The sequence below is a fragment of the Chryseobacterium sp. FR054 genome (assembly GCF_056844565.1).
In genome coordinates this window covers 470,880-497,501 of sequence record NZ_JBXDSA010000003.1, presented here as the reverse complement: position 1 = coordinate 497,501, position 26,622 = coordinate 470,880, and the positions used below count along the sequence as shown (strand labels likewise).

The following is a 26,622-nucleotide window of genomic DNA, read 5'->3' as shown; positions in this document are numbered from 1 at the left end:
ATAAAAAAACACCTATGATACAGAATATACCATTAGAAAGAATCTTATTCCTTGATATAGAAACGGTTCCGCAGGCTGGATCCTGGAACGAATTATCCGAAACCGAACAGCATCTCTGGGATAAAAAAACGAAGTTCCAGAGAAAAGAAGAGTTTTCTGCAGAAGAGTTTTACGAAAGAGCCGGTATTATGGCCGAATTCGGAAAGATCATCTGCATTACCATAGGAATGCTTGAAAAAAACGAAACCCTGAAAATAAAAAGCTTTTCCGGACATGATGAAAAGAAAATACTTCAGGAGTTCGGAGAAATTTTCAACAGCCCGAGGCTTAGAGATGTTATCCTTTGTGCGCACAACGGAAAAGAGTTTGATTTTCCGTGGATTGCAAGACGGTTTCTGATCAATGGCATGCTTCCTCCCGTACCCTTCCAGATGTTTGGAAAAAAACCGTGGGAAATTCCACATATCGATACAATGGAGCTCTGGAAATTCGGGGATTACAAAAGTTTTGTCTCCCTGGAATTGCTGGCTCACGTTTTCGGAATCCCCACTCCGAAAGACGATATAGACGGCTCAATGGTTTCATCAATCTACTACATAGAAAAAGACTTGCAGAGAATAGTTGACTATTGTGAAAAAGATGTCTTAACTTTGGCAAATATTTTCCGGCGCATGCGTCAGGAAGATTTGTTGAAAAGGAATATCAATCTAGATTAAAAAATGAAATTTACTGACGATCAAATTGCTGACATTGGTGAGGAAATCATCAAGGTGCTGAAATCCGTATATGACCCCGAAATTCCGGTAGACATTTACGAATTAGGACTGGTGTATGATGTGCAGATCTCTGATGACGCAGACGTAAAAATTATAATGACCCTTACCACTCCAAACTGTCCGGTTGCTGAAACGCTGCCACAGGAAGTAAAAGATAAAGTGGGAGAAGTGGAACACGTGAATAGTGTTGACCTGGAGCTTACTTTTGAGCCCAGCTGGAACAAAGATATGATGAGCGAAGAAGCCAAATTTGAACTGGGAATGCTTTAATTCTGAAGCAGGGAACGATTCACTTTTACCGGCTGACTAAATCTTCAGCTTCCATCCGACAAATTAAAAACCTCAGAAACAGATCTGAGGTTTTTTGGTTTTTAAATATCCTTACCGATTTCTTTTCCTGCTCTCCGGCTCCACTCGCTCCAGGATCCCACGTAAAGATCCGGAATACCCAATCCGGCATACTCCATCGCTAAAATAGTATGACATGCAGTAACTCCGGAACCGCAATGAATGATCAGGTGTCCCGGTTTATCCTGCAAAAGTTCTGTATATTTTTCTTTTAAAACTTCTGGTTTCAGAAAATTCCCGTTTTCATCAAGATTTTCCGAGAAAGGAATATTAATGGCTCCCGGAATATGCCCGGCCACCAGATCAATCGGCTCGGATTCTCCTCTGTAACGGTACGCATCTCTCACATCGATAATTGTAGAGGAACGGTCTGCCAGCTCTTTCTCCACATCTTCCAGGTTTACAACAGGTAAAAGCCAGTGATTTCTTTGAATCGACGGAGCTTTGCCAAAGGATTCCTCTCCAGAGGAAAACTCAATTCCGTTTTGCTCTGCAGACTGTATCCCTCCGTCAAGAACCTGCACTTTTTCAAATCCGAATGACCTTAACATCCACCACGCTCTGGCGGCAGCATTGGCCCCATTTTTATCATCATAGACAACAATGTGGGAATCTTCAGCCAGCCCAAGCATGGAAAGTGTTTCTGCAAACTTTTCAACAGACGGAAGCGGATGCCTTCCTCCAAAAGCCGCATCTTCCCCTATTTCGGCAAGGTCTTTATCGAGATCAATAAAACGCGCTCCTTTAATATGCTTTTCCAGATAATTCTGATGCATATCTTTTCCGGCTCTGGCATCAAGAATGATGAGATTATCCGTTGAAAGGCTTTTTAATTCGGATGATGTGATGATTGGCGACATTGGATTGTGTTGGGATTAATTAAATGTTCTAAACAGTATTTTAATACATTAAAGCGGACCAAAGCCCGCTTCTGATTATCTTTTATATCTTACGAATCAAACAGACCGCTGATCCATCCGTAAGAATCTTTATCATTTAAAAATGAAAAATATCTTTCGCTTTATTATAGGAGCTTTCAAAATTCAGCAGATTCAGGTTATGATCCGCTTTTTCAACGCTCATGAAGTTGATCACCTGCTCTGTCGGCATATTTCCCACAAGATCATCTTTGGCCATCGGACATCCTCCGATTCCTTTGATCGCACTGTCAAACCTTCTGCACCCTTTATCGTAAGCAGCTTTCAGTTTGGAATAAGAATCTTCATACCGGTTATGAAAATGCCCGCCAAAATTGATCTCAGGATACCGGGACGGGATTTTTTCAAATAAAAGAGCAATCGTTTCCGGGGTTGCAACTCCCGTTGTATCAGACAGTAAAACATCTTTAACTCCGATTTCTGAAAATCTTTTTGCCCAGAAATCCACATCTTCCCATTTCCACATTTCGCCGTAAGGATTTCCGAAAGCCATGGAAAAATAAATATTCAGCTGTTTTCCTTCCCCTTTCACCAACTCCAGCATTTTAATGATTTCTTCAAAAGCTTCATCCTGACTTTTGTTGGTATTCCTGTGCTGAAATGTCTCCGAAATAGAAAACGGAAAGCCCAGGATATCTACGGAAGAATGTTTTAATGCTTTTTCCGCCCCCCTGTAATTTCCGATAATAGCAGAAACTTTAGTATTGGACAGGGATTTGTCTATATTTTCAGCAACCTCATCAGAATCAGCCATCTGAGGAATTGCTTTTGGAGAAACAAAACTCAGACAGTCCAGAACATCAAAACCAACCTCCATCAGAGAATTGATATAGTCTATTTTTTTGTTGGTAGGAATAAACTCTCCCCAACCCTGCATGGCATCTCTAGGACATTCGGTAAGAAACATTGTACTTTTTGATTTTCTCAAATATAATAAAACTAAATAATTTGATATACACGGCATACAAATCTAAGATTATTTTGATTTCCAGGTATTTACATCCTATTTATAAATTCAATATTTTATATTTCATTACAAATAACCTGATCAAAACGGGAGAATTTCTGATTTTAAACTCTATCATGATTTCTCTAGGACACAATGATCTGTTCTAAAACTTAATGAAAATTTAATTTTAAAACATTTTAATTATTATTGAGATTTTATGAAGTTTGCGAATTAAATTTTATGAAAAAATTAAAAATATAAATCAAATTAATCATTTCACTTAAAGCGAATTTTCAAATACCTATCTATTCATACATTTTATTAAACAAAAAGCTTGTTATCAGAGAAAATAATATAAATTTGTCAAAAAAAAGCACATATTAAACCGGGGATGAATAATTATAACGATAAAGAGCAGAAAAAAATCATTCTGGGCTATAAGCTGATGAAAAAGCTGAAACCCGTTGCAGAGATTCTGGGCTGGATCTTATTACTGCTGGTACTATTTTTATTACTAAAAACCTTTATAAAAGGCTCATAAAGAAAATTAAAAAAAATAATTTTCCGGGAAAATACATCAATTACGTATCACATCATATTCTTTTAAACAGACTGTCCCAATTATATCCCGGCAATCGTACAAATTATGAACAAATTACATTGTATATTTGTTCAAATTTATGATATCTGATGAGTACAATAGAATTTAACCCATTGTGGAAAGAGAAATTGCTGAACCGTTTTCTCAGTTATGTAAAAATATATTCAACCAGTGATGCGGAAAGTGAAGCTACACCTTCAACAGAGAGACAGTGGGATATTGCCAAATATATTACTGAAGAACTGAAGACCATTGGTCTGGAAGATGTTTCGATAGACGACAACGGTTATATCATGGGCTATGTGCCTTCCAATCTTGAAAATGATAACAGACCTGTGATCGGTTTTATTTCACATTATGATACATCTCCTGATTTCAGCGGAGAAAATGTAAAACCTCAGGTTTGGGAAAATTACGACGGAAATGATCTTCTTCTCAACCAGACAACAGGATTCACCCTGTCTCCTTCAAAATTTGAAAGCTTAAAAAAATATATCGGCCAGACCCTGATCACTACGGACGGAAATACCCTTCTGGGAGCGGATGACAAAGCAGGATGCGCGGAAATCGTAACCGCTGCGGAATACCTGATCGCCCACCCCGAAATCAAACACGGAAGAATTGCCGTAGGATTTACCCCGGATGAAGAGATCGGAAGAGGCGCACACAAATTTGATGTAGCCAAGTTCGGCGCGGAATGGGCCTATACGATGGATGGCGGAGAAGTAGGCGAACTGGAATATGAAAACTTCAATGCGGCAGGAGCCGTTGTAAAAATCCACGGCCTTAGTGTACACCCGGGCTACGCATATGGAAAAATGATCAATGCTGCTCTTTTGGCCGCAGAATTTGCCCAGATGCTTCCTGCGGGAGAAACACCTTCTACTACCAAAGGTTTTGACGGATTCTATCACCTGATGGACATCACGGCTGACATTTCCGAAGCGAAACTTCAGTATATCATCCGTGATCACGATGCTGATAAGTTTGAAGCCAGAAAGAAATTCATGGAAGAAAAGATCGCTGAATTCAACCGGAAGCATGGTGAAGGAACGGCGGAAATAGAGATCAAGGAACAGTACAGAAACATGAAGCAGCAGTTCGAAGGAAAAATGCACATTGTGGATCTTGCCGCCAAAGCTATGAAAGAAGCGGGTATTGAGCCTAAGATCAAAGCGATCAGAGGAGGTACCGACGGAGCCCAGCTATCGTACATGGGACTTCCCTGCCCGAATATTTTTGCCGGAGGAATCAACTTCCACGGTCCTTACGAATATGTTGCCCTGGAAAGTATGGAGAAAGCAACAGAAGTTATCATTAACATTGTAAAAGCTTAGTTCTGATGAAAAGATTCTCTGCATTCCTGTTTGTGCTGATCTTTGCTGCCGGCCACGCTCAGGTTTCCGCTTTTCAGAAAGCAGATTCCCGCTACGACAGGAAAATCAAGGCTCTGTATAAAAAATACCCCAAGCCTAATGATGAAAGAACCAAGCAGGAATGGCTTCTTACCGAAGAGAAAATCTCAGCCTATGAAAATGCTTTAGAGAAGATTTCTGAGGAAGAAAAGAAAGGAATAACGGACGTCCCGCCTCCTGTCGCGCAAAAGCCAACGAAGGAAGCAGAATATGAAAACGGAAAAGCAGCATTTCAGAAACTTTTAAATGAAGCGGTAAACCTGTCTTTCCTGAATTTCCTTTCAGATTCTTATAAAGCGACCTTAAGGTTTGCCGTAGATTCCAGAGGAAATGTCTTTCAGCCTAAAGTAAAAGGAAACAATGAAGATGTAAATACTTTTATTGAAGCCGCTTTTTACAAGATCAAAGATAAAGGGAAATGGAAACCTGCTGAAGTGAACGGAAATCCGGTTCTGTCGGCCGTAGTAATTCCTTTAAACCTGAACCTTAAACAGTAAAATATAAAACCCGTTGTACATTCAGCGGGTTTATTTTTTTGCTATATTTACCTTATCACCAATCAGTAACAAAACTTTTATTATGAAAACAATGAAAAAACTTTTAAGAAAAGACCTTACTTTAATTCTTGGAAACGGCGGAGGCGGCTGCCATATGAACGGAGACTCTGCCTATTGCTGGTCTGACTGCGACTGCAGCTTTGGAAAGGCTTGCGAAATGGCTGATGACGGAAATCCCGGAACCTGCATATCTGTCGGAAATCCTGGCGGAGGTGGCGGAGGCGGAGGCTGCGAACCGATACAGAACTGTGAAGAGCAGCCTTATTAAAAAAATCAACCGGGAGAAAATTCTTCCGGTTTTTTCATGTTTTTTTAAAAGCTTCTTTTGTTTACGGGCTTGTTATACTGATTTCTCAGGCCGTTTTAAGACGCTTTTCAGGACTGAAGGCCCGCCAGCCAAACCACACGGCAATCAGAGCAATTCCTGCCCGCATCACTACCATCGGAATGATAGAATCCGATTCTAAAAGACCGGCCAGCCCTGACAGCAGGAAAGTCACCATCAGCTGCATAAATCCCATCACAGCCGCTGCAGTTCCTCTTCCTTCTTTAAACGGAGACAACGCGTGGGCAGATGTAATCGGGAACAGGATTCCTATGGCAAGCAGCGACAGATACAGCATTCCGATTTCTAAAGCTACCGGAAGGTTTTCTGCTGCAATAAGGATATGAAGACTGCAGACTGACAGCAGTAAAACGGTAGCCATAAACAGAAGCTTAGTATCTTTCACTCTCTTAATCAGCTTCGGAGTAAGGTAAGCCGCCGTAATCAGAGCCAGTGAATTGAACCCGAATATCAGGCTGAATACCCCGCTGGAGAAGCCATGAAGTTTCATAAACAGAAAAGGTGCATTGGAGATATAAATGATCAGGGAGGCAAAAGCGATACTTCCGATCATGGTATTGCTGATGAAATCTTTATTGGAAAGGATGAACTTCAACTGTTCTTTTAATCCCCTCTCATCTTCTGTTTTATCCTGAATTGTCATTTTGGAATTGGTTTCGGGAATATACCTGATGACCATAAGCAAGGTAATCATTCCCAATATACCCAGGAACGCAAATGAACTGTTCCAGCCCCAGAATTTCAGAAATACACTTCCCAGCAATGGAGCAATAATCGGAGCAATACCACTGATCTGGGACTGCTGGGAAAAAATAGCCACCGATTTCTGCTTATCATACAGATCAATCACAATAGCCCTTCCGATCACAATGCCCGCACTTCCTCCAAAAGCCTGAAGAAAACGCATTATCCACAAAACATAAATATTGGCGGTAAAAAAGATGGCGGCAGTTCCGGCCATGAAAAGAAGCAATCCGCAGTACAGCATGGGTTTACGCCCCTTCTTATCAGATAAAGGTCCCCAGAGCAGCTGCCCGAAGGCAAATCCTGCAAAAAACACGGAAATTGAGATCTGAATATGCCCGATATCGGTTTTAAAAATTTGGGCCATGCTCGGGAAAGCAGGCAGATACAGGTCTATACTCAGGGATTCAAGCGTGTTAAGCAGTGCTAAAATAAACACCACAATATTCAAATTCTTCATAAAAATCAATAAGCCTTCACAGGCGTTTTTTCTGTACGCAAAGTTGCCTGAAAAATTAAACGCTTTCAATAAAAGAACTGAAGGAAGACCAGCACAAACTGAGGATTTATTATCCCAACCGTATCAATATAACCTGCTTTAAGTTAAAATAAAAGAAACATTCTGAGGATCAGGTGCCTTCCTGTTTAAATCCATCCGGATTCTGTCCCGTATGTTTTTTAAAAAAGCGGGAAAAATAAGACGCATCACTGAAACCCAGTTTAAAAGCAATTTCTTTAACGGTTAAAGCCCCAAAACTAAGTTCTCTTTTAGCCTCAAGCAGAATCCGCTGGCCGATCATCTTCTTTACCGTTGTTCCTCTTGAAAGCCGTACAATATCATTAAGATGATGAGGGCTGATTTTTAATTGATCCGCATAAAAACGGGTATCTTTATGAGCCATATAGTGTTCCTCTATCAGACTGACCAGTTCCTGAATACGCTGTTTATCTTTTACTGAAGAATCCTGCAGGCTGATCTGTTCCGAAATAATAATACAGAATGCCTTCAGATAAGTTTTAAGCAGGTCAATGCGCGAATCCCCGCCATATTCCTGTTCTATGAGTGAGATAATGCTGCTGCATGCCTTTTCACTCTGAATATCCAGAGAAAAAGGAACGCTTCCACCGGTAAGTATGGATTCAATGGCACAGGCTTCTTTGAATATTTCCCTCGAAACAGCAAGAACATAACCTTTCTCACCTTTCAGCTTCATATTGAATACCTGACCGGGAGCAATAATACACACCTGACCGTGATGAAGAACATATTTTTCAAAATCCAGTTCCAGAAAACTGTTTTCATGAACCTTACCAAACCAGATGATTTCAAAGAAATTGTGCCGGTGAACATCATTGAAGTTCTCCGGGTGTCCCGTTTCCAGGGTACTGAACTGAAATTCCTCGAAAGTCAGATGATGGACAGGGATATTTTTGTCTGGTAAATTCATAGATGTAACTCTTCCTAAACAAAAACCACAGCAAAAAAAGTGCTGCGGTTTTCTACAATATTCAAATTAAATATAATTTTATGGGTTCTGCCGGCTGCCTAAAAAAGCATCCCAGCCCTGGGCCGTAAGTGCCACCAGCTGATTGGATCCTCTTGCGACCATAAAGTTTCCGTCCTCTTTTTCCACGGCATGACCGATAATCGTAAAGTCCGGGTGGTTTTTAATCTTATCAAAATCATTGGGTGAAATCGTGAACAGCAGTTCGTAATCTTCACCACCGCTCAAGGCGGTCATTACAGGGTTTAAATTCATTTCATCCGCCGTAGAAATGGTAAGACTGTCCAGAGGAATTTTCTCTTCATACAGCCTGAAGCCTACTTTTGACTGATCGGAAAGGTGAAGGATCTCAGAAGCCAGACCATCGGAAATATCGATCATAGAAGTCGGTTTTATGTCCAGCTCTTCCAGAATCTGTTTAACGTCTGTTCTTGCTTCCGGCTTCAGCTGTCTTTCCAGGATATAATCATAGCCTTCCATTTCCGGCTGCATATCCGGGTTGGCAAGATAAACCGCATGCTCTCTTTCGAGGATCTGAAGCCCCATATAAGCTCCGCCCAGGTCTCCGGTAACCACGAGAAGATCGTTAGGTTTCGCACCGCTTCTTTTTACAATATGCTCTTCGTTTTCAATGCCCACAGCAGTAATGCTCATCACCAGCCCGGAATTGGAGCTTGTGGTATCTCCTCCTATCAGATCTACGTTGTATCTCGCACAGGCTGCCTGAATCCCTGAATAGATCTCTTCCAGAGCTTCTACCGGGAACCGGCTTGAAACAGCAAGGGAAACCAGAATCTGCGTAGGAGCAGCATTCATTGCAGCAATATCGCTGAGGTTTACCACCACCGCTTTGTATCCTAAATGTTTTAACGGCACATAGCCCAGATTAAAATGCACTCCTTCTGCCAGAACATCTGTGGTAAGGACTACTCTTTTATTTTCAGGATTAATAACGGCAGCATCATCTCCTACCCCTAGTTCCGAAGAGGTCTGGGTAAGCGGAAAATGCTCAGTCAGGTGCTTAATAAGACCGAATTCTCCCAGTTTTGAGATCGGGGTCAGTTCCTGTGATTTATCTTCAAACATATTTTCTTGTATTAATGTTCAGTGTAAAATGGAATAATGGCTGATCTGTTCAGAAGCATTAAAACCACGAATTCTGAACTTTGAATTATTTAGTAAATTCTGCCGGATCGATATTATGTGGGTGGAAAGGTAACTTTTTGAAATCTTCTTTACTCAGCACCACTGTTTCCGGGCTTTTATATTTATTCATGGCTTCTACCACATCATCCGGCGGTGTGGTCATTTTTCTCAGCATCATATCGATCCACACCCCTGTTGCTTCAGCGGTGGCACAGTGTACCCCATCCGGAGTATAGAACTTGTGAAGGAAGCGGTAGATCGCGGAATCGTCGGAACATCCGTCAATTTCCACACTTACAATAACCGTCTGGTCAGCATAGATTTCTTTAAAGAAAGAATACCTTTCATGCAGGATCACAGGCCCTATTCCCCACCTGCTTAGCTGGGTAACTCCCATTTTTTCTTTGGTCATAAAAGCCATTCTGGCCTGGGCACAGTACTGAACGTATGATGAATTGGCCAGGTGCTTGTTGGCATCAAGATCACTCCAGCGTACTTCGAATGTATGGTAAAAAATCATGTAAAAGTCGTTTTTAGTATGATTAAATTATAATCTTCAAAAATACTCAAATAAGATGGTTTATAAAAATTGTACTTTTGGAAAAATAATCTTCAGCATAAGATTACCTATACATGAAAAAGATCATTATTATCGGAGGCGGTGCAGCAGGATTTTTCTGTGCATCGAATCTTGACGGAAAAAAATATCATATCACCATTCTGGAACAGAATTCGGATGTTCTGCAGAAGGTAAAGATCTCCGGCGGCGGGAGATGTAACGTTACGCACGCCTGCTTCGATCCCCGGGAACTGGTTCGGTTTTATCCCAGAGGTCATAAAGAACTTTTAAGTGTTTTCACTAAGTTTCAGCCCGGAGACACGATGGAGTGGTTCGATCAGCGCAATGTTCCGCTGAAAATTGAAAACGACAACAGAACTTTTCCTGAAAGCAATTCTTCCCAGACTATCATCAACACGTTCCTGAATGAAGTTCAGAAGAAAAATATTGAAGTAAAAACCAAATGCACGGTCAGGGAAATTGAGAAACAGGATGAGCAGTATCTGATCAAAACCAATTCCGGTGATTTTGAAGCGGATTATGTGGTTTATACCACCGGAAGCTCCCCAAAATCGTTGAAAATCGTTGAAAATCTGGGCCATAAAATCGTAGATCTTGTTCCTTCTCTTTTTACGTTTAATATTAAAGATGAACTTTTAAAAGATCTTCCGGGAACCAGTTTTGAAAATGCCGGTATATCGATCCCCCAACTGAAAACAGATGAAAGCGGGCCATTGCTGATTACCCATTGGGGACTTTCCGGACCTGCAGTTCTGAAGATTTCCGCATGGGAAGCCATTAGTCTTGCAAAATTGAAGTATAACTTTGAGATTGAGGTTAATTTTATTTCCATAGCCATCGATGATGCTGAAGAAATTTTTCAGCGCTTTAAGCAGAATAATCCTAAAAAATCTATCGGACAAGCTAAAATCTTTGATATTACCAACAGATTCTGGCAAAAAATCCTGGATATTTCCAAAATAGACCTCAACAAACAGGTGGCTAATATTTCAGGAAAGGAAATGCAGAAAATACTGGAAAATCTCTGTAAAAAGAAATTTCAGGTGACCGGAAAATCAACTTTTAAAGATGAATTTGTAACCGCCGGGGGCGTTGATTTAAAAGAGATTAACTTTAAAAACATGACCTCAAAACTGCTTCCGAACTTTTATATTGCCGGTGAAGTGCTGAACATTGATGCGGTGACCGGAGGATTTAATTTTCAGGCCTGCTGGAGTGAAGGATGGCTGATTGCTCAGGATTTAAATACTTTATAACGATGAAAAAATTATCATTATTGCTGTTTCTGATCGGATCTAGCTTCGCGTTTACTCAGGTAAAAGAAACTGAAACCATACCGACACAGGATCAACCTGAAGAAACGCTTTTCTCAAAAGATGATAAGCCCGCAGAATATCCCGGGGGAATGATGGCGCTTCGTAAAGATGTCGCAGATAAAATAAAAACGAACAGAATAAGACCTATAAAAGGCATACTTGTTTCGAAAGCAAAATTTATAGTTAATATCAAAGGTAAAATAGAAAATATAGTAGTAACCGGGGATCATCCCGATCTTAACAGAGAAATAGAAAGAGCCATAAAATCACTAAAAACCAGATGGAAACCCGCAGAGTCCCGTGGAATTATAGTCCGCAGCTATTATAGTTTTCCTGTTACCTTAGAATTTGAATAACGAACAATGCTATCTGTTAAAAGAAATACATCTGCCCTTTTTAAAATCCTTCTTATCATTGGATTCGGATATTTCTTTTGGCTGATGCTGAAGATCACATTAGAATATATTCCTCTGGACCCTAATGTCAGCTTTTTAATGATCAAGCAGACTGAAGTTCACGAGAGACCGGAATACCTCTGGTTTTTCTATACCCACGTCTACACCAGTATTTTTGTACTGCTTTCCGGGTTTCTGGCTATTCTCAGAAAGAACTTCGGGATCAACCAATTTCACCGTACCACCGGAAAAATTTATATTTTCCTGATCCTGATCTGTGCGGCTCCTTCCGGAATTTATATGGGAATCTTTGCAAATGGCGGCATTTTATCGAAAATTTCATTCGTCATACTCGGAATACTGTGGTGGGTTACCACTTTCAAAGCCTACCAGCTGGCAAGAAGGAAACGTTTTACGGAACATAAACACTGGATGTGGCGGAGTTTCGCCCTTACTTTATCTGCTGTTACTTTGCGGATGTGGAAGGTTATTATCGTATATTTATTCCACCCGGACCCAATGGATGTTTACCAGATTATTGCATGGCTCGGCTGGGTTCCCAATATCCTTTTAATTGAATACTTAATCTCAAAAAAACATATATGAAAATCTCACATTACACCCTTGCCTCTTTGCTGGCGGTTACGATGTCAAGCTGTAAAAAAGAAGCCAAAACCACCGGAAAGACACAGGATTCCGTGGTGGCGAAAAAAGACTCCGCTGTTATCCCGGAAGTTCACAAAGAATATTACGGAATCTATACCGGGGAATTTGCCGGAATGGAAAAAATGACTGATGAAGACGGGTCTGAGTTTGACGGAACCGTTTACAAAAGAATCTCTCTGAAAATCAACAGGATTACAGCAGACAGTGTATACGGACAGAGCATCGTGAACGGAAACCAGCGTCCGGTAAGAGGTATTTTCAACGAAACGTCAAAGTCTTTCGTTCTGGATGAACCCGGAAACGATAAAACAGACGGCAGATTCGAAGTAAAGCTGCAAGGCGACAGCATGACCGGAAAATGGAATGCTTTTAATACAAAGGCGGTAAAAGCTCCCCTGAAAACAATAAAATTGACCCGAAAGGAGTTTGTTTACAACCCGAATTTTATGCTTAATCCGGATTCTGAGCTTGTAGACTGGAGCAATCCTAAGGATTTTGTAGAAAAATATACGGACAGTGACGGTAAAACGGAAAGCTACACCACTTCCAAAAACCGGGTGGCTTCCGACGCGGTATTCAAGCTGAATGCTTCAAAGCAGAAACTGACGGAAAAAGACCTTAAAAACCTGCGTAAACTGGATCTTGAGATCATTAAAAATTCTGTTTTTGCAAGACACGGCTACTCCTTCAAAAAAGAGACTTACAGATACTTTTTTGAACAGACGGACTGGTATATTCCCGTTTCCAATAATGTAGATAAAGATCTTTCCCCTATGGAAAAAGAAAATGTGGCGCTGCTTAACCGGTTTATTAAATATGCTGAAGATAAATATGACAGTTTTGGAAGATAATGTTACCCCGATGAAAAAGTACCTGATTTTTATGGTGATGTTCTGGGCTGTTTCAGCTTCTGCCCAGATAACTCCACCTCCGGCTGAACCGTTACCTAAAGCATCTGCTGACACGCTCGCCAACTTTAAAAACCCGGAGTTTCCCGGCGGACACAGAGTTTTTGCCCAGCAGATCATGAAAAATTTCCGTACCGCCATTCCTGCCAGACAGGATATAAGAACCGCAAGAGTCATTGCGGTCTTTACCGTAGAACCGGATGGCAGCATGAGCAGTTTCGTCATAGAATCTTCTGAAAATGAGCTCGTAAAAGATGAATTCCTGAGAGCCCTGAAAATGGTAACCACCCGGTGGGTTCCCGCAGAGAAAGACGGAGTAAAAGTGAAGGCCAGAATGAGACAGCCTCTTGTTTTTGTTCTTGAATAGAGGGGGGAAGAGAGGATAGAAGTTACACCTTGTCGCGGACATTTCATATGCTCCCGGCCGGAAAACGTTGATCCTTCCTGCCTGGGAATCAGCCCAATCTATACCGGGTTAACCTCATCTGTTTTTTGAGGCTTAAACTTCACCAATAGATACAGAATCAGGCATCCTGCCGCATAGCACAATATATCAATCCATGAAAATGAATTTCCGATAACAATATACATCAGGCTTCCAGGACGGAAGCCTAATTTTTCTGCAATTTTAAAATACTGGGCAAACTCTACCAGAAAAGAAAATATAAGAATTCCCAGGATCAGTCTTTCATTATTTATCCTGATAAAGCTTTTCACCAGCGTATACAGGAGCATAACCACAATAACATCTCCCAGATAGGCTCTTACGAAGAATATACCCGCCAGTTTGGTCGCGATAAGAACTTCGGTCAAAAAAATAAACACGGTCAGGAGAAAGTATTTCAGACTGAATTTTAATTTCATTTGGGGTAAAGATTGGTTATGTTTAGTTTTTAATCTCTCCGGATATTTCCGGTAAAAATATAAAAAGCAAATCAACAATAAGGCTTTTTTGCTAAATAACCTGCTTCCCGGGCAGGAATGATGGAAAAAGGCTGAAAGTCACTGTAAGATATGAGATTATCTTAAAAGATGAACACTTATTACCGGAGGGCTTTCATAACTTTCCTCTTCAAGGCTGTATCAATGAAAAAATTCCTATCCCGAACTGAGCCTGAACCAACAGAGCACAAAACAACGTAACAAACTGACAACAAACCACATAAAACTATTTTAAAGTTATTTTCCCACCTGCTTTTCACAAAAAAGCAGTACCTTTATGTTACCAATCATAAAAGTTTTATCTCATGAAAGCATTAAAACAACAGACTTTAGCCAGAAAGGCTTTGAAAGAAATTAACGGCGGAGCTCCTCTGTGCCGTCCGGGAACATGCTATTTTCCCAACGGAAGGCCCTACCCGGGAACCGTATATTCCAACGGGTCCTGCTGTTCAAGCCCTGAATAACAAAAAAATCATTAAAAAAAATCAACCGGCTTATGTAATGCCGGTTGATTTTTTATGGAAAGTTTTTATTTCTTTACTTTTATGGTACAGCCAATAGCCACTGTTTTCTGCGTTTTTACAGTTCCCTCTTTCAGCAGCGTAGTCACAGCATCCTGCACATAGTATTCTGAAACATCATCCGGATTATCGTAATTATTGTCAATGGCACCAATATATTTCACAATATTTTTCTCTCCTTCTTTCTTCAGCACAAAAACATGCGGGGTCTTGGTTGCTCCATACTGCGGATAGATTTTTTGTCCTTCATCCACCAGATAAGGGAAAGTAAATCCTTTTTGTTTAGCACGGGCAATCATTTCTTTATAGCCGTCTTCCGGCTGTACATTGGGATCGTTGGGATTGATCGCGATAACCGGGTATCCCTGGTTTTTAAATTTCTGATCAAGTTCAATGATCCGGTCCTCATATTTTTTAGCATACGGACAGTGATTACAGGTAAAAATAACGATGAAACCTTTAGCTTCTTTAAAGTCGCTCAGGGAAACCATTTTCCCGTCAACATTTTTCAGTTTAAAGTCTGTGGCCTCGTCTCCAACTTCATATCCTTTTATTGCGGCAGACGTTCTGATTTCAACAGGATTATTATGATCATGCGTTACTGCGGTGAAGCTCAGCAGCCCAAGTCCGGCAATACATGCTGTTATTAAAATTTTCAGGTTTTTCATACTTTATCTTATTGTAAATTATCGTTAACTGTTTTTTCCAGTTCTTCCCTGCTCATTTCTCCGTCATTGAAATATACTTTCTCTCCGTTTTTATAGAACAGGGTTACCGGAATATTTCCGTCCCAGTTTTTTTCAAACCGGGGAATCCAGGTATTCATTCTTTTAATATCGTCCAGCAGGATCACCTCAGCGGTCAGGTTTTTATTTTTCATGAATTTCATTACTCTTTGCTTATCCGCCAGCCTGTCCAGAGATACCAGGATCATTTTAAAATTCGGATTGCCAGAGTTTTTGTTATTGACTTCCATAAAATGAGGAAGCTCTTTAACACAGGGAGCACAGGTGGTAGACCAGAAGTTAACCACCAGCAGCTTATCGTTTTCCTGCTGAATACGTGTTTCCAGGTCTTCGTATTTCATTACTTTCAGATCAGATTGCTGGGCTTTAAACACCGTGAAACTGAGAAAGATAAATACTGTTGTTATCCAGTTCTTCATATTCAAAAATAATAAATTAATTCATTGACCTGAACTAAATCTGTAAAATTTTAGCTTTAAAACTTCTCCGAAAAGCGCATTTATTCTTTTTTTCTTGAAAAATTGAGGGTATTAATCCTTATAACGCCATTTTATCTTTATTTCTTACACAATAATATTTTACTCACAGCGTTTTGAATTATACAAACCAATCCATATAATATGAAAACAGACATTCAAAAAAAGAAGCTCACCAGGAATGAGCTGAAAGAGATCAACGGAGGAGCTGGAAACTGTGCAGAAGGACTTTGTAAACTGCGTGGGGTAAGCCATTTCCTGATTATCGGACCAAAAGGTAAGGACGGGTACTGCTGCTGATCCTTTTCTATCTGACAGAAATAAAAAATGATTGGACTATCCTCCAATCATTTTCTTTATCGCATTCAGCTTCATTAAAGCTTCAATAGGTGTAAGGGTATTGATGTCTATTTTGGTAAGCTCTTCCCTGATATTTTCCAGCACCGGATCATCCAGCTGGAAGAAAGAGAGCTGCATATTTTCTTCGGTTACCCGTTTGATCGTTTCAGAAGAATTTCCGCCCTGGGTACGGCTTGCTTCAAGGGTTTTCAGAATCTCGTTGGCTCTGTTGACCACCTTTGCAGGCATCCCGGCCAGTTTTGCCACGTGGATACCAAAGCTGTGTTCACTTCCTCCGGGGATCAGTTTTCTTAGAAAGATGATATTTCCTTTATTTTCCTGGATAGAAACGTGGAAATTTTTAACGCGGTCGAAATTGACCGTCATTTCATTCAGTTCGTGATAGTGTGTGGCAAACAGGGTCTTGGCCTGCGTTGGATGCTGATGAAGGTATTCTGCGATAGCCCATGCAATAGAAACCCCGTCGTAGGTAGAAGTTCCCCTACCAATCTCATCCAGAAGGATAAGACTTCTTTCGGAAATATTGTTCAGGATATTGGCTGCTTCATTCATTTCTACCATGAATGTAGATTCCCCGGCAGAAATGTTATCGGTGGCCCCTACTCTGGTAAAGATCTTATCCAGCATTCCGATTTCGGCATGTTTGGCAGGTACAAAGCTTCCGATCTGTGCCAGAAGACATACAATGGCTGTCTGCCGGAGGATCGCGGATTTACCGGCCATGTTCGGTCCGGTTACCATAATGATCTGCTGCGAGTCTTTATCTAAAAAGATGTCGTTCGGAATATATTTTTCCCCTAAAGGAAGGGCATTTTCTATGATCGGGTGTCTTGCTTCTTTAAGATCGATGGCATAACCGTCATTCAGAACGGGTTTGGTATAGCTTTCGGAAACAGCAAGCTCAGAAAGACCCGCAGCCACATCAAGCTGGGCAATAATATTGGAATTTCCCTGAATCTGATCGATATAGATCATGGTTTCCGAACATACGGTTCTGTACAGTTCGTTTTCAAGAACTCCTATTTTTTCTTCCGCGCCGAGGATCTGGTTTTCATATTCTTTCAGCTCTTCGGTAATGTAGCGTTCCGCGTTCACAAGGGTCTGTTTTCTCACCCATTCGCCGGGAACTTTATCTTTGTGGGTATTTCTTACCTCAATAAAATACCCGAAAACATTGTTGAAATCAATTTTCAGGCTCGAAATACCCGTCCTTTCGATCTCTCTCTGGCACATTTCGTCCAGAAAACCTCTTCCTTTGCTCTGAAGGCCTCTCAAACGGTCAAGTTCTTCGGAAACCCCTTCTTTAATGATATTTCCTTTGGCCAGGTTTACAGGAAGCTCTTCGTTGAGACGGCTCTGTAAAAGTTTAATCAGTTCTTCCAGATCAAACAGCGGTTCAAGCCATGCCAGTACATCCGCATGTGGATGAAGAAGCCCTTTTATTGTATGAATATTAATCAAACTCTGGCGAAGATATCCCAGTTCTTTAGGAGATATTTTCTCAGCAGCCAGTTTTCCCATCAGACGGTCAAGATCTGAAATAGACTTCAGCAGCTGACAGATTTCATATTTAAGACTGTCGTTTTCATTTAAAAAGTCGATCAGGGAAAGCCTTCTCATAATCTCCTCCACCGATTTTAAAGGAAGGATAATTCTTCTTCTCAACAGTCTTCCTCCCATTGGAGTAGATGTTTTATCAATGATATCCAGTAGGGATTTGCCCTGTGGATTGCTTGGATAAACGATTTCCAGGTTTCTCAGGGTAAAATTATCCATCATCAGGTAATCTTCCTGCGGAATGGTCTGCAGTTTTGTGATATGGGCAAGCAGATTATGGTGGGTATCTTCCACCAGGTATGCAAAAATAGCCCCTGCTGCGGTAATAGCCAGCGGAAGATTCTCTATACCAAATCCTTTTAAGGAATTCGTCTTAAAATGAGAAGTAAGCTTTTCGTAGGCAAAATTATACTGGAAAGCCCAGTCTTCAAGTTTAAAAGCGCTTTTATTTTTCAGCTGTTCAGGCATCTGAACGCTTCTCTGGTAAATGATCTCACTGGGATCAAAAGTATTGACGATATGCAGAAGCTTATCCAGATTCCCTTCACTTACCAGGAACTCTCCGGTAGAAACGTCCACCAAAGCAATTCCATATTTTTCTTTTTCTTTATGCAGGGCAAGAAGGAAGTTGTTCTTTTTTGAGTTCAGTACCTGATCATTAAAGGTAACTCCCGGTGTAACCAGTTCCGTAACTCCCCTTTTCACAATCCCTTTCACCATTTTCGGGTCTTCCAGCTGATCACAGATTGCAACCCTCATTCCGGCTCTTACCAGCTTCGGAAGATAGGAATCTACCGAATGATGCGGAAACCCCGCCAGCTCTATGCTGCCTTCCCCATTGGCTCTTTTGGTAAGAACAATGCCCAGGATCTGAGAAGTTTTCACGGCATCCTGCCCGAAAGTTTCATAAAAGTCCCCTACCCTGAACAGCAGAAGCGCATCAGGGTATTTTGCCTTGATGGTATTGTACTGCGTCATTAGCGGGGTTTCCTTCTTCGTTTTTGCCATAATAAAAAATGAGCCCAAATTTAAACAAAAATAAATTCACGCCTTACAATTTGCATGGAAATTAATCGCCATCCGGAGATATTGTTTCGCTCCGATGTCCTTCAAAACAAAATATTTATCGTATTTTTCAGTAAAATAAATCCTATGACCTACCCGGTATTAGAAACTGAGAGACTTATCCTGAGACAGCTCAATCTTCATGATACGGAAGACCTGTTTGAGTATTTTTCGCTTGATGAAGTGATGGAATATTATGATCTGCCACCTTTTAAAACCCTGGAAGATGCCCGGAATATCATCATTCATTTTAACAGTGAATTTGAAAAAGGAAAAGGATTCCGCTGGGCACTGGAACTGAAATCTGAAAAAAAAGTCATAGGAACCTGCGGCTATCACAACTGGTATAAGGAACACTTCAAAGCTGAGATCGGATATGAGCTGAATCCCGGATTCTGGAGAAATTCATATATGAAGGAAGCCATTCTTCCTATCCTGACTTTCGGGTTTGAAACCATGCAGCTTCACCGCGTAGATGCTTTCATCGATCCAGCCAATATTGCTTCTGAAAAATTATTAACCTCCCTGAATTTTAAAGAGGAAGGCCTTCTCCACGATTTTTTCTTCGAAAAAGGAAAATTTGTAGATGCAAAAATATTCGGACTGATTAATGAGTAAGGAAGCAGGATGCCTGAAGATGGACGTTTTTGAGGACTGAAAGACAGAGGTATTTTTTTTTGATTTCCACCCCTGATAATTAAAGTTTGTTATTGCTCAAAAATATCAGGAGCAAATTAAAGCATCTGATTAGCAGTTACCATTTTACCGTCCTGCAGAACAACTAAGAGACCCTGAACTTCCAGTCTCCCTCTTCCAGCTTCGTGTCTAAAAATCTATCTCTCTTGTCTCAAATGTTTCTCCAATGCCTCGGAACTCTTCTCATAGGCCCATTTCTGCTTATAATTCACCCATTTTTCTTTAAATAATTTACGCAGAATCTTGTCGGTGTAGCGCATGATAAAAACGTGGTAAAGCATATTGGCAAAAACTTTCGGCTTGTTGGGAAGCGCTCTCAATGAAAGAGAAAAACCCGGTTCAAGGTAACGGTTGAAATGCCAGAATGCCCCCGGAATAAACAGGGCATCTCCGTGTTCCATAAAAATTTCGTAGCCTTTGGCATATTTCAGAGCCGGGAATTTTTCGTAATCAGGGTTTTCGTAATCCAGCTCATAAATGGTATGAACGGATAAGGGAACTTTATATAGAAAGGGGGACTGCTTCTGATCAAACAGCAGAATTCTTTTCTTTCCTTCAAAATGGATATGCATAAAATCGCCCAGATCTACATCGTAATGCATCAGAACATGGGCTTCACTGCCTCCAAAAAACAATGTGGGAAGCCTTTTGAAAAACTTCATCCCCAGATCCGGATAGGTAAAATTCTTCAGCAGTTCCGGAAGACGGTCTGTAATGATATAGAAAAAGATGCGAAGATCTGAGGGTTTGCTTTTAATGGTATCAATATACTCCTTCATTTTCATTTTTGCTACCGGAGCATCTGAGCTTTTGGAAGCATCAGCCGGCTTATTATCGTACAGAGGAACTTCCTGATCTCCTGCTTTTTCACGGATATAGGCAAGATTCCACTTGTCGAAAGCATCCCAGCGGCTGGCAAAATTCTTAATCAGGAGGGGTTTATGTTTCCTGAAATAGTTCTTCTGAAAGTCTTCTTTGCTGATATCATTAACTACATCTACGTTTTCGAGGATCATTTTATTCTTTTGTTATTTAATGCGAAATAAAAATAGCACTTTTTTGAAATCTGCGGAAATTTTAAAGCCAATATGGGTTATCATTTCGTAACCTGGGTATTTTTCATTTTCGTAGAAATCATGACAACAAGCAGAATATGGAGCAATCATAAAATTTTTATCAGAAGAAATTACTGAATACAATTTATATATAAACTTAACTCAACCAATATGACAAAACAAAAACTATTCCTCCAAAAATAACCATTGCGCATCCCTGAGAACTCCCGGAGTTTCTTTTTTTTCTGAAGTTATTTACATAATGTCCTCTTACCCACTTCCCATTCTTTCTAAAGTGTCCTTTTCTATAATAGCCCATCTGTTTTTCTGCAAAGAAATCATACACGGCTTATTGTTTTTTATGGGTTCCCGTAAAAATCAGATAAAATGAAAAAAAATTATATTTGTAACACCAAGCAAGCTTATGAGAGTCTACAACACCAAACATTTCCTGAAAATCCTTTTCAGCTTACATAAAAGCGATACCTTAAAAATCCTGTTTCCCAGTATGGTTCTTGTGGGATTATATTCCTGGGGAATCCAGTATCTGGAGGTTGAATATTTCCATCTGACCTCCAAATCAGCTGTCAGCAATGTGGGAATGATCCATTCTTTACTGGGTTTTGTACTGTCGCTTTTACTGGTTTTCAGGACCAATACGGCTTATGACCGCTGGTGGGAAGGCAGAAAACTTTGGGGAAAGCTGGTAAACGACACCAGAAATTTTGCCGTAAAGATCAACACCATCCTCGGTGAGAACCGCCAGGATGCAGAACAGATTTCAAGATATTTAAAATACTTTCCTCACTTTTTAGCCAAACACCTTTCTAAAGAATCCACAAGACTGGCTTTGGATGAGGATTATTCTGAAATTGAAAAATCACTTAAAAATCACGGTCCGAGTGAAATCGTAATTCTTTTAAGCCACAAGCTGAATCAGCTAAAAAAAGAAGGCAAAATTTCAGAGATTGAAATGCTTTATCTCGACACTCAGCTCTCCGGATTTCTGGAAGTATGCGGAGGCTGCGAGAGAATTAAAAATACCCCGATTCCTTATTCTTATTCTTCCTTTATTAAGAAGTTTATTATCCTGTATGTATTTGCACTGCCTATTGCTTATGTGATCACGATCGGGCTTTTCATGATTCCGCTTACCGTTTTTGTCTATTATGTACTGATGAGTCTTGAACTGATTGCAGAAGAGATTGAAGATCCTTTCAATAATGATGAAAATGATATTCCGATGGAAACATTGGCCCAGAATATAGAGAAAAACGTTCATCAGATCATGGGTAAAAAATAAAAAACCAACCTTAAAGGTTGATTTCTTTGAGTTCGCCGTCCTGTTTGATCTCTACAAATTTACTTTCGCGGTTGGCTGCCGAGTAACCATAGAAGAATGTCTGATAAATCGGGGTGGAATAAAGATAACCTCCATACGCATTATAGGAATCCGTTCTTCCCGTCTGCTGCTGGTAGCTGGCGGTTGCCGTGAAATTAACGATCGTTTCGAGATAATATTTGCCCGGCTTCAGTTTTTCAAATTTAAACCGCCCGTGGTCGTCCGTTAAAGCTTCCAGTTTGTATTTAAAAGCTTCTTCAGACATATAAACGGTAGTCTTTTTGTTCTCATACTTCTTTCTCATATTATAAAACTCTTCAAAATATGGTGTTACAGGAAAAAGCATGACCACTGTTCCTTTGGGAGCGTAATGTTTTGCACCGAATACAGGCTTGATCCCCCAGTTGTTTTTCTGTTTGGTGGAAGCCACGCCCTCTATTGTGGAATTCCCGAAACTGAGCATGTCCCGGGCTATCTTTTTATCAAAAAAAACCTGAGGATAATAAGTATTCTGTGCCCCGGTAAAAATAAAAGCCAATACAAACAGCAGAAAAGCATATATTTTTTTCATACTAATATTTTTAGTCAAATATAACTATTTTGCTATTTTTGAAATAAAAAAATCTATGAAATACATTTTCCTGCTATTGATTTCAACATCAACGTGGGCAATAGCACAAAAGCCATGCGGATTTAAAGACGGATTACAGGAAGGTTCCTGCAAAGATTTTTATGAAAACGGGCAGGTAAAGCAGGTCGTGGAATGGAAAAAGGGTAAAATAGACGGAGAAGCGGTATATTATTATGAAAACGGTAAGGTAAAAGCCAAAGGAGAAAATAAGAAAGGCTATAAATCTAAGGAATGGACGTATTATGACCAAAACGGTGTTCTTACCTCCAAAGAATATTTCAGAAACGGTGAAAAAAATATCTACGATGATCATTCCACTGCCACTTTTTATTCTCCAAACGGAAAAATAAATGAAATTTCCAACTATAAATTCGGGAAACTGGATGGTGAAAGCAAACTTTACCACGAAGACGGAAAATCTGTAAAACAGATAGGACTTTATGAAAAAGGGCTGGCTCAGGGAAAATGGAAGGTCTATTACCCGTCAGGAAAACTTCAGCGGGAGACAGAACTGGTAAATGACAAACGCCACGGAAACAGAATCCATTACCGCGAAGACGGAAGCATTGAAAAAACAGAAGTCTACAAAGACGGACAATTAATCTCTACAAAATAAAACATTGGTACAAAAATTAAAACTGGAAGAACTTAACAGGATAGACGTGGAAACGTTCAAAAAGGTTGAGAAAATTCCATTGGTCATTATCTTAGACAACATCAGAAGCATGCATAATGTAGGTGCGGCCTTCAGAACGGCAGATGCCTTTCTTATTGAAAAAATCATTCTCTGCGGCATTACGCCTCAGCCTCCTCACCGTGAGATCCACAAAGCAGCACTGGGCGCTACGGAAAGTGTAGACTGGAGCCATGAAGCGGATATCAATACGGCCATCAGCGATTATAAAAGCCTGGGATACGAAATTATCGGCATCGAACAGACTACCGGAAGCCGGATGATCAGCGATTTCAGCATAGATAAATCGAAGAAATATGCCCTGATCTTAGGTAATGAAGTGGAAGGAATCAGTGATGAAGCGCTGCCGAATATCGATACTTTCCTTGAAATTCCTCAGCTGGGAACCAAACACTCCCTGAATGTAAGCGTATGCGGCGGAATTGTAATGTGGGAATTTGCAAAAGCCCTAAAATAAAAAAACTGCATATGTCCTTAGTAGACAGTGCAGTTTGAAATAAATCTAATAAAAAGTAAAAATGAAAGGCGACAAAGGTACCTTTTTTTTCCTTACAAACAAATTTTAAGATCATTTTTTTTATTTTTTCAGAAAAAAAGTTTTGTTTTCAGAAATTATTTCATTTAATTTTTTATAAATTAGCACAATGTTTATCAAGGATTATATCTCAAAAGACTTTCCGTGTTTTAGCCTGACTGACTCAATAGAATCAGCAAGAAATACATTAGAGGATTTTGGATATTCCCATATTTTCATCAAAAAATCCCATCACTTCTACGGAGCTATTGCCAAAGATTTTCTGTATGAAGCCGACGGGGTTCTGAAAGATCTTGAACATCAGACAGAACGCTTCGCCATTCTGGAGGACAGCAATGTAATGGACAGCATCCGTCTGTTCTACACCTTCAGCTCCAATGTGATTCCGGTCATCAACAAAAATGAAAAATATCTGGGATATATTACCTGCGAGGATATTTTCCAGGATTTGTCCCGATATCCCCTGTTTTCAGAATCAGGCGCTACCCTTACGATAGAAACACCGGCCAGGAAATACTCGATGACGGAGATTGCCAATATTGTGGAAAGCAACAATTCGAAATTTTACGGCGGGTTTATCAGCTTTATGTCCGATGAAGTGATCCATGTAACCATCAAGATCAGCAATGAAAATCTGGCCTCAATAGACGCTACTTTTGACCGGTACGATTACAGGATCGTAGAAAAATTTTATTCTGATGAAAGATCAGACCTGTTTAAGAACCGGTTCGGATTTCTCCAAAAATTTATAGAAATATAACATGAAGGCTGCCATATATTCCCAGAAAAAAGACCTCGATACTTTTTTATATTTAAGTAAGTTTATCTCAGAACTTGAAAGCAGAGGCGTAAAATCTGTTCTGTACGATGAAATGGCCGAAGCCCTTCAGTTTTCAAAGATATTTGAAACCTTCAACAGCAAACAGGATCTTCTGGATAAGGAAGTGGACCTGTTTTTTACTTTCGGAGGAGACGGAACGATTGTAAATTCCCTGACTTTCATTGAAGATCTGGAAATCCCGATCGTGGGAGTCAATACCGGAAGATTAGGATTTCTGGCCAGCTTCACCAAAGAAGAGGCATTTAAAGAGCTGGACGCTATTCTGAAAGGTGATGTAAAAACAAGCAGACGCTCCGTCATTGAAGTCGTTTCACCGAAATCCGACGAATTTTTTCCGTATGCCCTGAATGACGTTACGGTTTCCAGAAAAGAAACCACCTCCATGATTACGGTAGACTCTTACATTAATAATGAATTTCTGAATGTTTTCTGGGGTGACGGTGTTATTGTTTCTACCCCGACAGGTTCTACCGCCTATTCATTAAGCTGTGGCGGACCGATTATCTCTCCGAACAACGAGAACTTCGTCATCACTCCCATCGCTCCCCACAATCTGAATGTGAGGCCATTGGTTGTAAATGACCGGGTGGAAATAAAATTTAAAGTGGAAAGCAGGGTTCCCCAATATTCCCTTTCCCTGGATTCCAGACTGGTCCATATTGAAACCGATAAAGAAATTATCATCAAAAAGGCAGATTTCCAGATCCTTCTGGTACAGCCCAACCATTTGAGCTTCTACGAAACCATCCGCCAGAAGCTGCTTTGGGGCCGGGATAAAAGAAATTAGTAATTCCTCAAAAATGATTACCTTTACAGGAATTTAAAAACGCCTAATAATAAAAATAAAAAGTAAAACATGAGCAGAATTTTTCCGGCAGGAGTTGCCACAGGTCAGTTAGTTACAGACATCTTTCAGTATGCTAAAGAAAACAGATTTGCACTGCCTGCAGTAAACGTAATCGGTTCTAGCAACGTAAATGCTACGATGGAAACTGCAGCGAAATTAAATTCACCTGTAATTATCCAGTTCTCAAACGGAGGTGCTGCCTTCAATGCAGGAAAAGGATTAAGCAATGACGCACAGAAAGCTGCTATTTTAGGAGCCATCGCAGGAGCAAAACATATCCACACCCTAGCAGAAGCTTACGGAGCAACTGTTATTTTACATACCGATCACTGTGCCAAAAAATTATTACCGTGGATCGACGGATTGATGGATGCTAACGAAGACTTCTTCAAGCAGACCGGAAAATCCCTTTATTCATCTCATATGCTGGACCTTTCTGAAGAGTCTTTAGAGGAAAACCTTGAAATTTCCGCAAGATATTTTGAAAGAATGGCTAAACTGCAGATGACTCTTGAAGTAGAAATCGGAGTAACCGGAGGAGAAGAAGACGGTGTTGACAATTCAGACGTAGACAATTCAAAATTATATACACAGCCGGAAGATGTAGCTTATACCTATGAAAAACTGAAAGCTATTTCCGACAACTTTACCATTGCTGCCGCTTTCGGTAACGTACACGGAGTTTACAAGCCAGGAAACGTGGTGCTTACTCCAAAAATCCTTGACAACTCCCAGAAATATGTTCAGGAGAAATTCGGAACAGCTGATAAGCCGATCAATTTCGTATTCCACGGAGGTTCCGGTTCTACATTAGAAGAAATAAGAGAAGCAATCGACTACGGAGTGATTAAAATGAATATCGACACAGACCTTCAGTTCGCTTATACAGAAGGGGTTAGAGATTACATGGTAAACAATATCGATTACCTGAGATCACAAATCGGAAACCCTGAAGGAGAAGAAAAACCTAACAAGAAATTCTACGACCCGAGAGTATGGGTAAGAAAAGGTGAAGAAACTTTCTCTACAAGACTGGTACAGGCGTTTGAAGATTTAAATAACGTAAATACGCTTAAATAAATTATAAATTTTAGATTATAGATTTTAAATTAAATACAACCTTT

32 protein-coding genes are annotated in these 26,622 nt (G+C 40.2%); 20 read left to right on the top strand and 12 right to left on the bottom strand.

What is annotated here, in order from left to right; translation table 11 throughout:
- The first annotated feature begins 14 nt into the window (after positions 1-14).
- Both AC106S_RS15175 and AC106S_RS15170 read left to right on the top strand, forming a co-directional pair.
- On the top strand, positions 15-716 hold the full coding sequence (locus AC106S_RS15175; protein ID WP_482440280.1) for a 3'-5' exonuclease: 702 nt from the start codon (positions 15-17) through the stop codon (positions 714-716).
- Positions 717-719: 3 nt separating this feature from the next.
- On the top strand, positions 720-1,046 hold the full coding sequence (locus AC106S_RS15170) for an SUF system Fe-S cluster assembly protein (RefSeq protein ID WP_482440278.1): 327 nt from the start codon (positions 720-722) through the stop codon (positions 1,044-1,046).
- A 101-nt stretch (positions 1,047-1,147) separates the two neighbouring features.
- Here AC106S_RS15170 and AC106S_RS15165 read toward each other — a convergent pair whose 3' ends face one another.
- Together AC106S_RS15165 and AC106S_RS15160 are read right to left on the bottom strand one after the other, a co-directional pair.
- Entirely contained in the window at positions 1,148-1,984 is an 837-nt protein-coding gene (locus AC106S_RS15165; RefSeq protein ID WP_482440276.1) for a sulfurtransferase, read from the bottom strand.
- Between the two features lie 136 nt (positions 1,985-2,120).
- Positions 2,121-2,969, bottom strand: a complete 849-nt coding sequence (locus tag AC106S_RS15160; protein ID WP_482440275.1) for a hydroxymethylglutaryl-CoA lyase — start codon at positions 2,967-2,969, stop codon at positions 2,121-2,123.
- A gap of 433 nt (positions 2,970-3,402) precedes the next feature.
- On the opposite strand from AC106S_RS15160, the gene AC106S_RS15155 reads away from it, so the two are divergent.
- The 4 genes from AC106S_RS15155 to AC106S_RS15140 all read left to right on the top strand — a co-directional run bounded on the left by AC106S_RS15155 (position 3,403) and on the right by AC106S_RS15140 (position 5,852).
- Entirely contained in the window at positions 3,403-3,552 is a 150-nt protein-coding gene (locus AC106S_RS15155; RefSeq protein ID WP_482440273.1) for a hypothetical protein, read from the top strand.
- A gap of 149 nt (positions 3,553-3,701) precedes the next feature.
- Positions 3,702-4,949 carry a peptidase T gene (gene pepT, locus AC106S_RS15150; RefSeq protein WP_482440272.1) on the top strand — a complete coding sequence of 416 codons (1,248 nt, stop codon included), beginning with the start codon at positions 3,702-3,704 and terminating at the stop codon, positions 4,947-4,949.
- A 5-nt stretch (positions 4,950-4,954) separates the two neighbouring features.
- Complete coding sequence (locus AC106S_RS15145; protein WP_482440271.1) at positions 4,955-5,524, top strand: energy transducer TonB; 570 nt, start codon at positions 4,955-4,957, stop codon at positions 5,522-5,524.
- Between the two features lie 91 nt (positions 5,525-5,615).
- Positions 5,616-5,852 (top strand): hypothetical protein, encoded by a 237-nt coding sequence (locus AC106S_RS15140; protein WP_482440269.1) that lies wholly within the window; start codon positions 5,616-5,618, stop codon positions 5,850-5,852.
- An 85-nt stretch (positions 5,853-5,937) separates the two neighbouring features.
- Here AC106S_RS15140 and AC106S_RS15135 read toward each other — a convergent pair whose 3' ends face one another.
- From AC106S_RS15135 to AC106S_RS15120, 4 genes are all read right to left on the bottom strand, one after another.
- Positions 5,938-7,134 carry a multidrug effflux MFS transporter gene (locus AC106S_RS15135; protein ID WP_482440268.1) on the bottom strand — a complete coding sequence of 399 codons (1,197 nt, stop codon included), beginning with the start codon at positions 7,132-7,134 and terminating at the stop codon, positions 5,938-5,940.
- Between the two features lie 169 nt (positions 7,135-7,303).
- Complete coding sequence (locus AC106S_RS15130) at positions 7,304-8,122, bottom strand: AraC family transcriptional regulator (RefSeq protein WP_482440266.1); 819 nt, start codon at positions 8,120-8,122, stop codon at positions 7,304-7,306.
- A gap of 78 nt (positions 8,123-8,200) precedes the next feature.
- Positions 8,201-9,265, bottom strand: coding sequence for a thiamine-phosphate kinase (thiL, locus tag AC106S_RS15125; protein ID WP_482440264.1), 1,065 nt, complete (start codon positions 9,263-9,265; stop codon positions 8,201-8,203).
- Positions 9,266-9,350: 85 nt separating this feature from the next.
- The gene (locus tag AC106S_RS15120; protein WP_482440263.1) at positions 9,351-9,845 is read right to left on the bottom strand and encodes an acyl-CoA thioesterase; all 495 of its coding nucleotides are present in this window, start codon (positions 9,843-9,845) and stop codon (positions 9,351-9,353) included.
- Between the two features lie 113 nt (positions 9,846-9,958).
- Here AC106S_RS15120 and AC106S_RS15115 point away from each other — a divergent pair, with 113 nt between their 5' ends.
- The 5 genes from AC106S_RS15115 to AC106S_RS15095 are packed head-to-tail and all read left to right on the top strand — an operon-like array spanning position 9,959 to position 13,557.
- Complete coding sequence (locus AC106S_RS15115) at positions 9,959-11,161, top strand: BaiN/RdsA family NAD(P)/FAD-dependent oxidoreductase (RefSeq protein ID WP_482440262.1); 1,203 nt, start codon at positions 9,959-9,961, stop codon at positions 11,159-11,161.
- Between the two features lie 2 nt (positions 11,162-11,163).
- Complete coding sequence (locus AC106S_RS15110; RefSeq protein WP_482440261.1) at positions 11,164-11,577, top strand: energy transducer TonB; 414 nt, start codon at positions 11,164-11,166, stop codon at positions 11,575-11,577.
- A 6-nt stretch (positions 11,578-11,583) separates the two neighbouring features.
- Positions 11,584-12,222 (top strand): DUF2306 domain-containing protein, encoded by a 639-nt coding sequence (locus tag AC106S_RS15105; protein WP_482440260.1) that lies wholly within the window; start codon positions 11,584-11,586, stop codon positions 12,220-12,222.
- Positions 12,219-13,133 (top strand): YARHG domain-containing protein, encoded by a 915-nt coding sequence (locus AC106S_RS15100; RefSeq protein WP_482440259.1) that lies wholly within the window; start codon positions 12,219-12,221, stop codon positions 13,131-13,133. The genes AC106S_RS15105 and AC106S_RS15100 overlap by 4 nt, the downstream gene beginning before the upstream one ends.
- The gene (locus AC106S_RS15095) at positions 13,114-13,557 is read left to right on the top strand and encodes an energy transducer TonB (protein WP_482440258.1); all 444 of its coding nucleotides are present in this window, start codon (positions 13,114-13,116) and stop codon (positions 13,555-13,557) included. Before AC106S_RS15100 ends, AC106S_RS15095 begins: the two co-directional genes overlap by 20 nt.
- Positions 13,558-13,655: 98 nt before the next feature.
- Here the strand turns inward: AC106S_RS15095 and AC106S_RS15090 are convergent, their stop codons facing one another.
- Positions 13,656-14,054, bottom strand: coding sequence for a ribosomal maturation YjgA family protein (locus AC106S_RS15090; RefSeq protein ID WP_482440256.1), 399 nt, complete (start codon positions 14,052-14,054; stop codon positions 13,656-13,658).
- Positions 14,055-14,437: 383 nt separating this feature from the next.
- On the opposite strand from AC106S_RS15090, the gene AC106S_RS15085 reads away from it, so the two are divergent.
- Positions 14,438-14,596 carry a hypothetical protein gene (locus AC106S_RS15085; RefSeq protein WP_482440255.1) on the top strand — a complete coding sequence of 53 codons (159 nt, stop codon included), beginning with the start codon at positions 14,438-14,440 and terminating at the stop codon, positions 14,594-14,596.
- A gap of 65 nt (positions 14,597-14,661) precedes the next feature.
- On the opposite strand, the gene AC106S_RS15080 is transcribed toward AC106S_RS15085, so the two are convergent.
- Both AC106S_RS15080 and AC106S_RS15075 read right to left on the bottom strand, forming a co-directional pair.
- Positions 14,662-15,321: a thioredoxin family protein gene (locus tag AC106S_RS15080; RefSeq protein ID WP_482440254.1), complete on the bottom strand. Its 660-nt coding sequence runs from the start codon at positions 15,319-15,321 to the stop codon at positions 14,662-14,664.
- Between the two features lie 8 nt (positions 15,322-15,329).
- Complete coding sequence (locus AC106S_RS15075) at positions 15,330-15,818, bottom strand: TlpA family protein disulfide reductase (RefSeq protein WP_482440253.1); 489 nt, start codon at positions 15,816-15,818, stop codon at positions 15,330-15,332.
- A 201-nt stretch (positions 15,819-16,019) separates the two neighbouring features.
- Here AC106S_RS15075 and AC106S_RS15070 point away from each other — a divergent pair, with 201 nt between their 5' ends.
- Positions 16,020-16,175 (top strand): bacteriocin-like protein, encoded by a 156-nt coding sequence (locus AC106S_RS15070; RefSeq protein WP_482440252.1) that lies wholly within the window; start codon positions 16,020-16,022, stop codon positions 16,173-16,175.
- Between the two features lie 36 nt (positions 16,176-16,211).
- Here AC106S_RS15070 and mutS read toward each other — a convergent pair whose 3' ends face one another.
- Entirely contained in the window at positions 16,212-18,800 is a 2,589-nt protein-coding gene (gene mutS / locus AC106S_RS15065; RefSeq protein WP_482440251.1) for a DNA mismatch repair protein MutS, read from the bottom strand.
- A gap of 144 nt (positions 18,801-18,944) precedes the next feature.
- Between mutS and AC106S_RS15060 the strand changes: the two genes are divergently transcribed.
- Positions 18,945-19,475 carry a GNAT family N-acetyltransferase gene (locus AC106S_RS15060; RefSeq protein ID WP_482440250.1) on the top strand — a complete coding sequence of 177 codons (531 nt, stop codon included), beginning with the start codon at positions 18,945-18,947 and terminating at the stop codon, positions 19,473-19,475.
- 215 nt (positions 19,476-19,690) lie between these two features.
- Here AC106S_RS15060 and AC106S_RS15055 read toward each other — a convergent pair whose 3' ends face one another.
- The gene (locus AC106S_RS15055; RefSeq protein ID WP_482440248.1) at positions 19,691-20,569 is read right to left on the bottom strand and encodes a cupin-like domain-containing protein; all 879 of its coding nucleotides are present in this window, start codon (positions 20,567-20,569) and stop codon (positions 19,691-19,693) included.
- Between the two features lie 463 nt (positions 20,570-21,032).
- Between AC106S_RS15055 and AC106S_RS15050 the strand changes: the two genes are divergently transcribed.
- Positions 21,033-21,911, top strand: coding sequence for a bestrophin family protein (locus tag AC106S_RS15050; RefSeq protein ID WP_482440247.1), 879 nt, complete (start codon positions 21,033-21,035; stop codon positions 21,909-21,911).
- Between the two features lie 10 nt (positions 21,912-21,921).
- Here the strand turns inward: AC106S_RS15050 and AC106S_RS15045 are convergent, their stop codons facing one another.
- A complete protein-coding gene (locus AC106S_RS15045) occupies positions 21,922-22,521 on the bottom strand; it encodes a hypothetical protein (protein WP_482440245.1) in 600 nt (199 codons plus the stop codon).
- Positions 22,522-22,576: 55 nt separating this feature from the next.
- On the opposite strand from AC106S_RS15045, the gene AC106S_RS15040 reads away from it, so the two are divergent.
- From AC106S_RS15040 to fbaA, 5 genes are all read left to right on the top strand, one after another.
- The gene (locus AC106S_RS15040) at positions 22,577-23,197 is read left to right on the top strand and encodes a toxin-antitoxin system YwqK family antitoxin (protein WP_482440244.1); all 621 of its coding nucleotides are present in this window, start codon (positions 22,577-22,579) and stop codon (positions 23,195-23,197) included.
- 4 nt (positions 23,198-23,201) lie between these two features.
- Positions 23,202-23,732: an RNA methyltransferase gene (locus tag AC106S_RS15035; RefSeq protein WP_482440242.1), complete on the top strand. Its 531-nt coding sequence runs from the start codon at positions 23,202-23,204 to the stop codon at positions 23,730-23,732.
- 187 nt (positions 23,733-23,919) lie between these two features.
- Positions 23,920-24,570, top strand: a complete 651-nt coding sequence (locus AC106S_RS15030; protein WP_482440241.1) for a CBS domain-containing protein — start codon at positions 23,920-23,922, stop codon at positions 24,568-24,570.
- Between the two features lies 1 nt (position 24,571).
- Complete coding sequence (locus AC106S_RS15025; protein ID WP_482440240.1) at positions 24,572-25,438, top strand: NAD kinase; 867 nt, start codon at positions 24,572-24,574, stop codon at positions 25,436-25,438.
- A 69-nt stretch (positions 25,439-25,507) separates the two neighbouring features.
- Positions 25,508-26,578 (top strand): class II fructose-bisphosphate aldolase, encoded by a 1,071-nt coding sequence (gene fbaA / locus AC106S_RS15020; RefSeq protein ID WP_482440238.1) that lies wholly within the window; start codon positions 25,508-25,510, stop codon positions 26,576-26,578.
- Positions 26,579-26,622 lie beyond the last annotated feature (44 nt).

Coding starts and splice junctions, on each gene's coding strand:
- AC106S_RS15085 (WP_482440255.1), top strand. CDS start 14,438: ATGAAAGCATTAAAACAACAGACTTTAGCCAGAAAGGCTTTGAAAGAA.
- AC106S_RS15105 (WP_482440260.1), top strand. CDS start 11,584: ATGCTATCTGTTAAAAGAAATACATCTGCCCTTTTTAAAATCCTTCTT.
- AC106S_RS15170 (WP_482440278.1), top strand. CDS start 720: ATGAAATTTACTGACGATCAAATTGCTGACATTGGTGAGGAAATCATC.
- AC106S_RS15090 (WP_482440256.1), bottom strand. CDS start 14,054: ATGAAATTAAAATTCAGTCTGAAATACTTTCTCCTGACCGTGTTTATT.
- AC106S_RS15060 (WP_482440250.1), top strand. CDS start 18,945: ATGACCTACCCGGTATTAGAAACTGAGAGACTTATCCTGAGACAGCTC.
- AC106S_RS15030 (WP_482440241.1), top strand. CDS start 23,920: ATGTTTATCAAGGATTATATCTCAAAAGACTTTCCGTGTTTTAGCCTG.
- AC106S_RS15160 (WP_482440275.1), bottom strand. CDS start 2,969: ATGTTTCTTACCGAATGTCCTAGAGATGCCATGCAGGGTTGGGGAGAG.
- mutS (WP_482440251.1), bottom strand. CDS start 18,800: ATGGCAAAAACGAAGAAGGAAACCCCGCTAATGACGCAGTACAATACC.
- AC106S_RS15155 (WP_482440273.1), top strand. CDS start 3,403: ATGAATAATTATAACGATAAAGAGCAGAAAAAAATCATTCTGGGCTAT.
- AC106S_RS15075 (WP_482440253.1), bottom strand. CDS start 15,818: ATGAAGAACTGGATAACAACAGTATTTATCTTTCTCAGTTTCACGGTG.
- AC106S_RS15120 (WP_482440263.1), bottom strand. CDS start 9,845: ATGATTTTTTACCATACATTCGAAGTACGCTGGAGTGATCTTGATGCC.
- AC106S_RS15110 (WP_482440261.1), top strand. CDS start 11,164: ATGAAAAAATTATCATTATTGCTGTTTCTGATCGGATCTAGCTTCGCG.
- AC106S_RS15115 (WP_482440262.1), top strand. CDS start 9,959: ATGAAAAAGATCATTATTATCGGAGGCGGTGCAGCAGGATTTTTCTGT.
- AC106S_RS15135 (WP_482440268.1), bottom strand. CDS start 7,134: ATGAAGAATTTGAATATTGTGGTGTTTATTTTAGCACTGCTTAACACG.
- AC106S_RS15045 (WP_482440245.1), bottom strand. CDS start 22,521: ATGAAAAAAATATATGCTTTTCTGCTGTTTGTATTGGCTTTTATTTTT.
- AC106S_RS15055 (WP_482440248.1), bottom strand. CDS start 20,569: ATGATCCTCGAAAACGTAGATGTAGTTAATGATATCAGCAAAGAAGAC.
- thiL (WP_482440264.1), bottom strand. CDS start 9,265: ATGTTTGAAGATAAATCACAGGAACTGACCCCGATCTCAAAACTGGGA.
- AC106S_RS15025 (WP_482440240.1), top strand. CDS start 24,572: ATGAAGGCTGCCATATATTCCCAGAAAAAAGACCTCGATACTTTTTTA.
- AC106S_RS15040 (WP_482440244.1), top strand. CDS start 22,577: ATGAAATACATTTTCCTGCTATTGATTTCAACATCAACGTGGGCAATA.
- AC106S_RS15145 (WP_482440271.1), top strand. CDS start 4,955: ATGAAAAGATTCTCTGCATTCCTGTTTGTGCTGATCTTTGCTGCCGGC.
- AC106S_RS15140 (WP_482440269.1), top strand. CDS start 5,616: ATGAAAAAACTTTTAAGAAAAGACCTTACTTTAATTCTTGGAAACGGC.
- AC106S_RS15080 (WP_482440254.1), bottom strand. CDS start 15,321: ATGAAAAACCTGAAAATTTTAATAACAGCATGTATTGCCGGACTTGGG.
- AC106S_RS15095 (WP_482440258.1), top strand. CDS start 13,114: ATGACAGTTTTGGAAGATAATGTTACCCCGATGAAAAAGTACCTGATT.
- AC106S_RS15175 (WP_482440280.1), top strand. CDS start 15: ATGATACAGAATATACCATTAGAAAGAATCTTATTCCTTGATATAGAA.
- AC106S_RS15050 (WP_482440247.1), top strand. CDS start 21,033: ATGAGAGTCTACAACACCAAACATTTCCTGAAAATCCTTTTCAGCTTA.
- fbaA (WP_482440238.1), top strand. CDS start 25,508: ATGAGCAGAATTTTTCCGGCAGGAGTTGCCACAGGTCAGTTAGTTACA.
- AC106S_RS15070 (WP_482440252.1), top strand. CDS start 16,020: ATGAAAACAGACATTCAAAAAAAGAAGCTCACCAGGAATGAGCTGAAA.
- AC106S_RS15130 (WP_482440266.1), bottom strand. CDS start 8,122: ATGAATTTACCAGACAAAAATATCCCTGTCCATCATCTGACTTTCGAG.
- AC106S_RS15165 (WP_482440276.1), bottom strand. CDS start 1,984: ATGTCGCCAATCATCACATCATCCGAATTAAAAAGCCTTTCAACGGAT.
- AC106S_RS15100 (WP_482440259.1), top strand. CDS start 12,219: ATGAAAATCTCACATTACACCCTTGCCTCTTTGCTGGCGGTTACGATG.
- pepT (WP_482440272.1), top strand. CDS start 3,702: ATGAGTACAATAGAATTTAACCCATTGTGGAAAGAGAAATTGCTGAAC.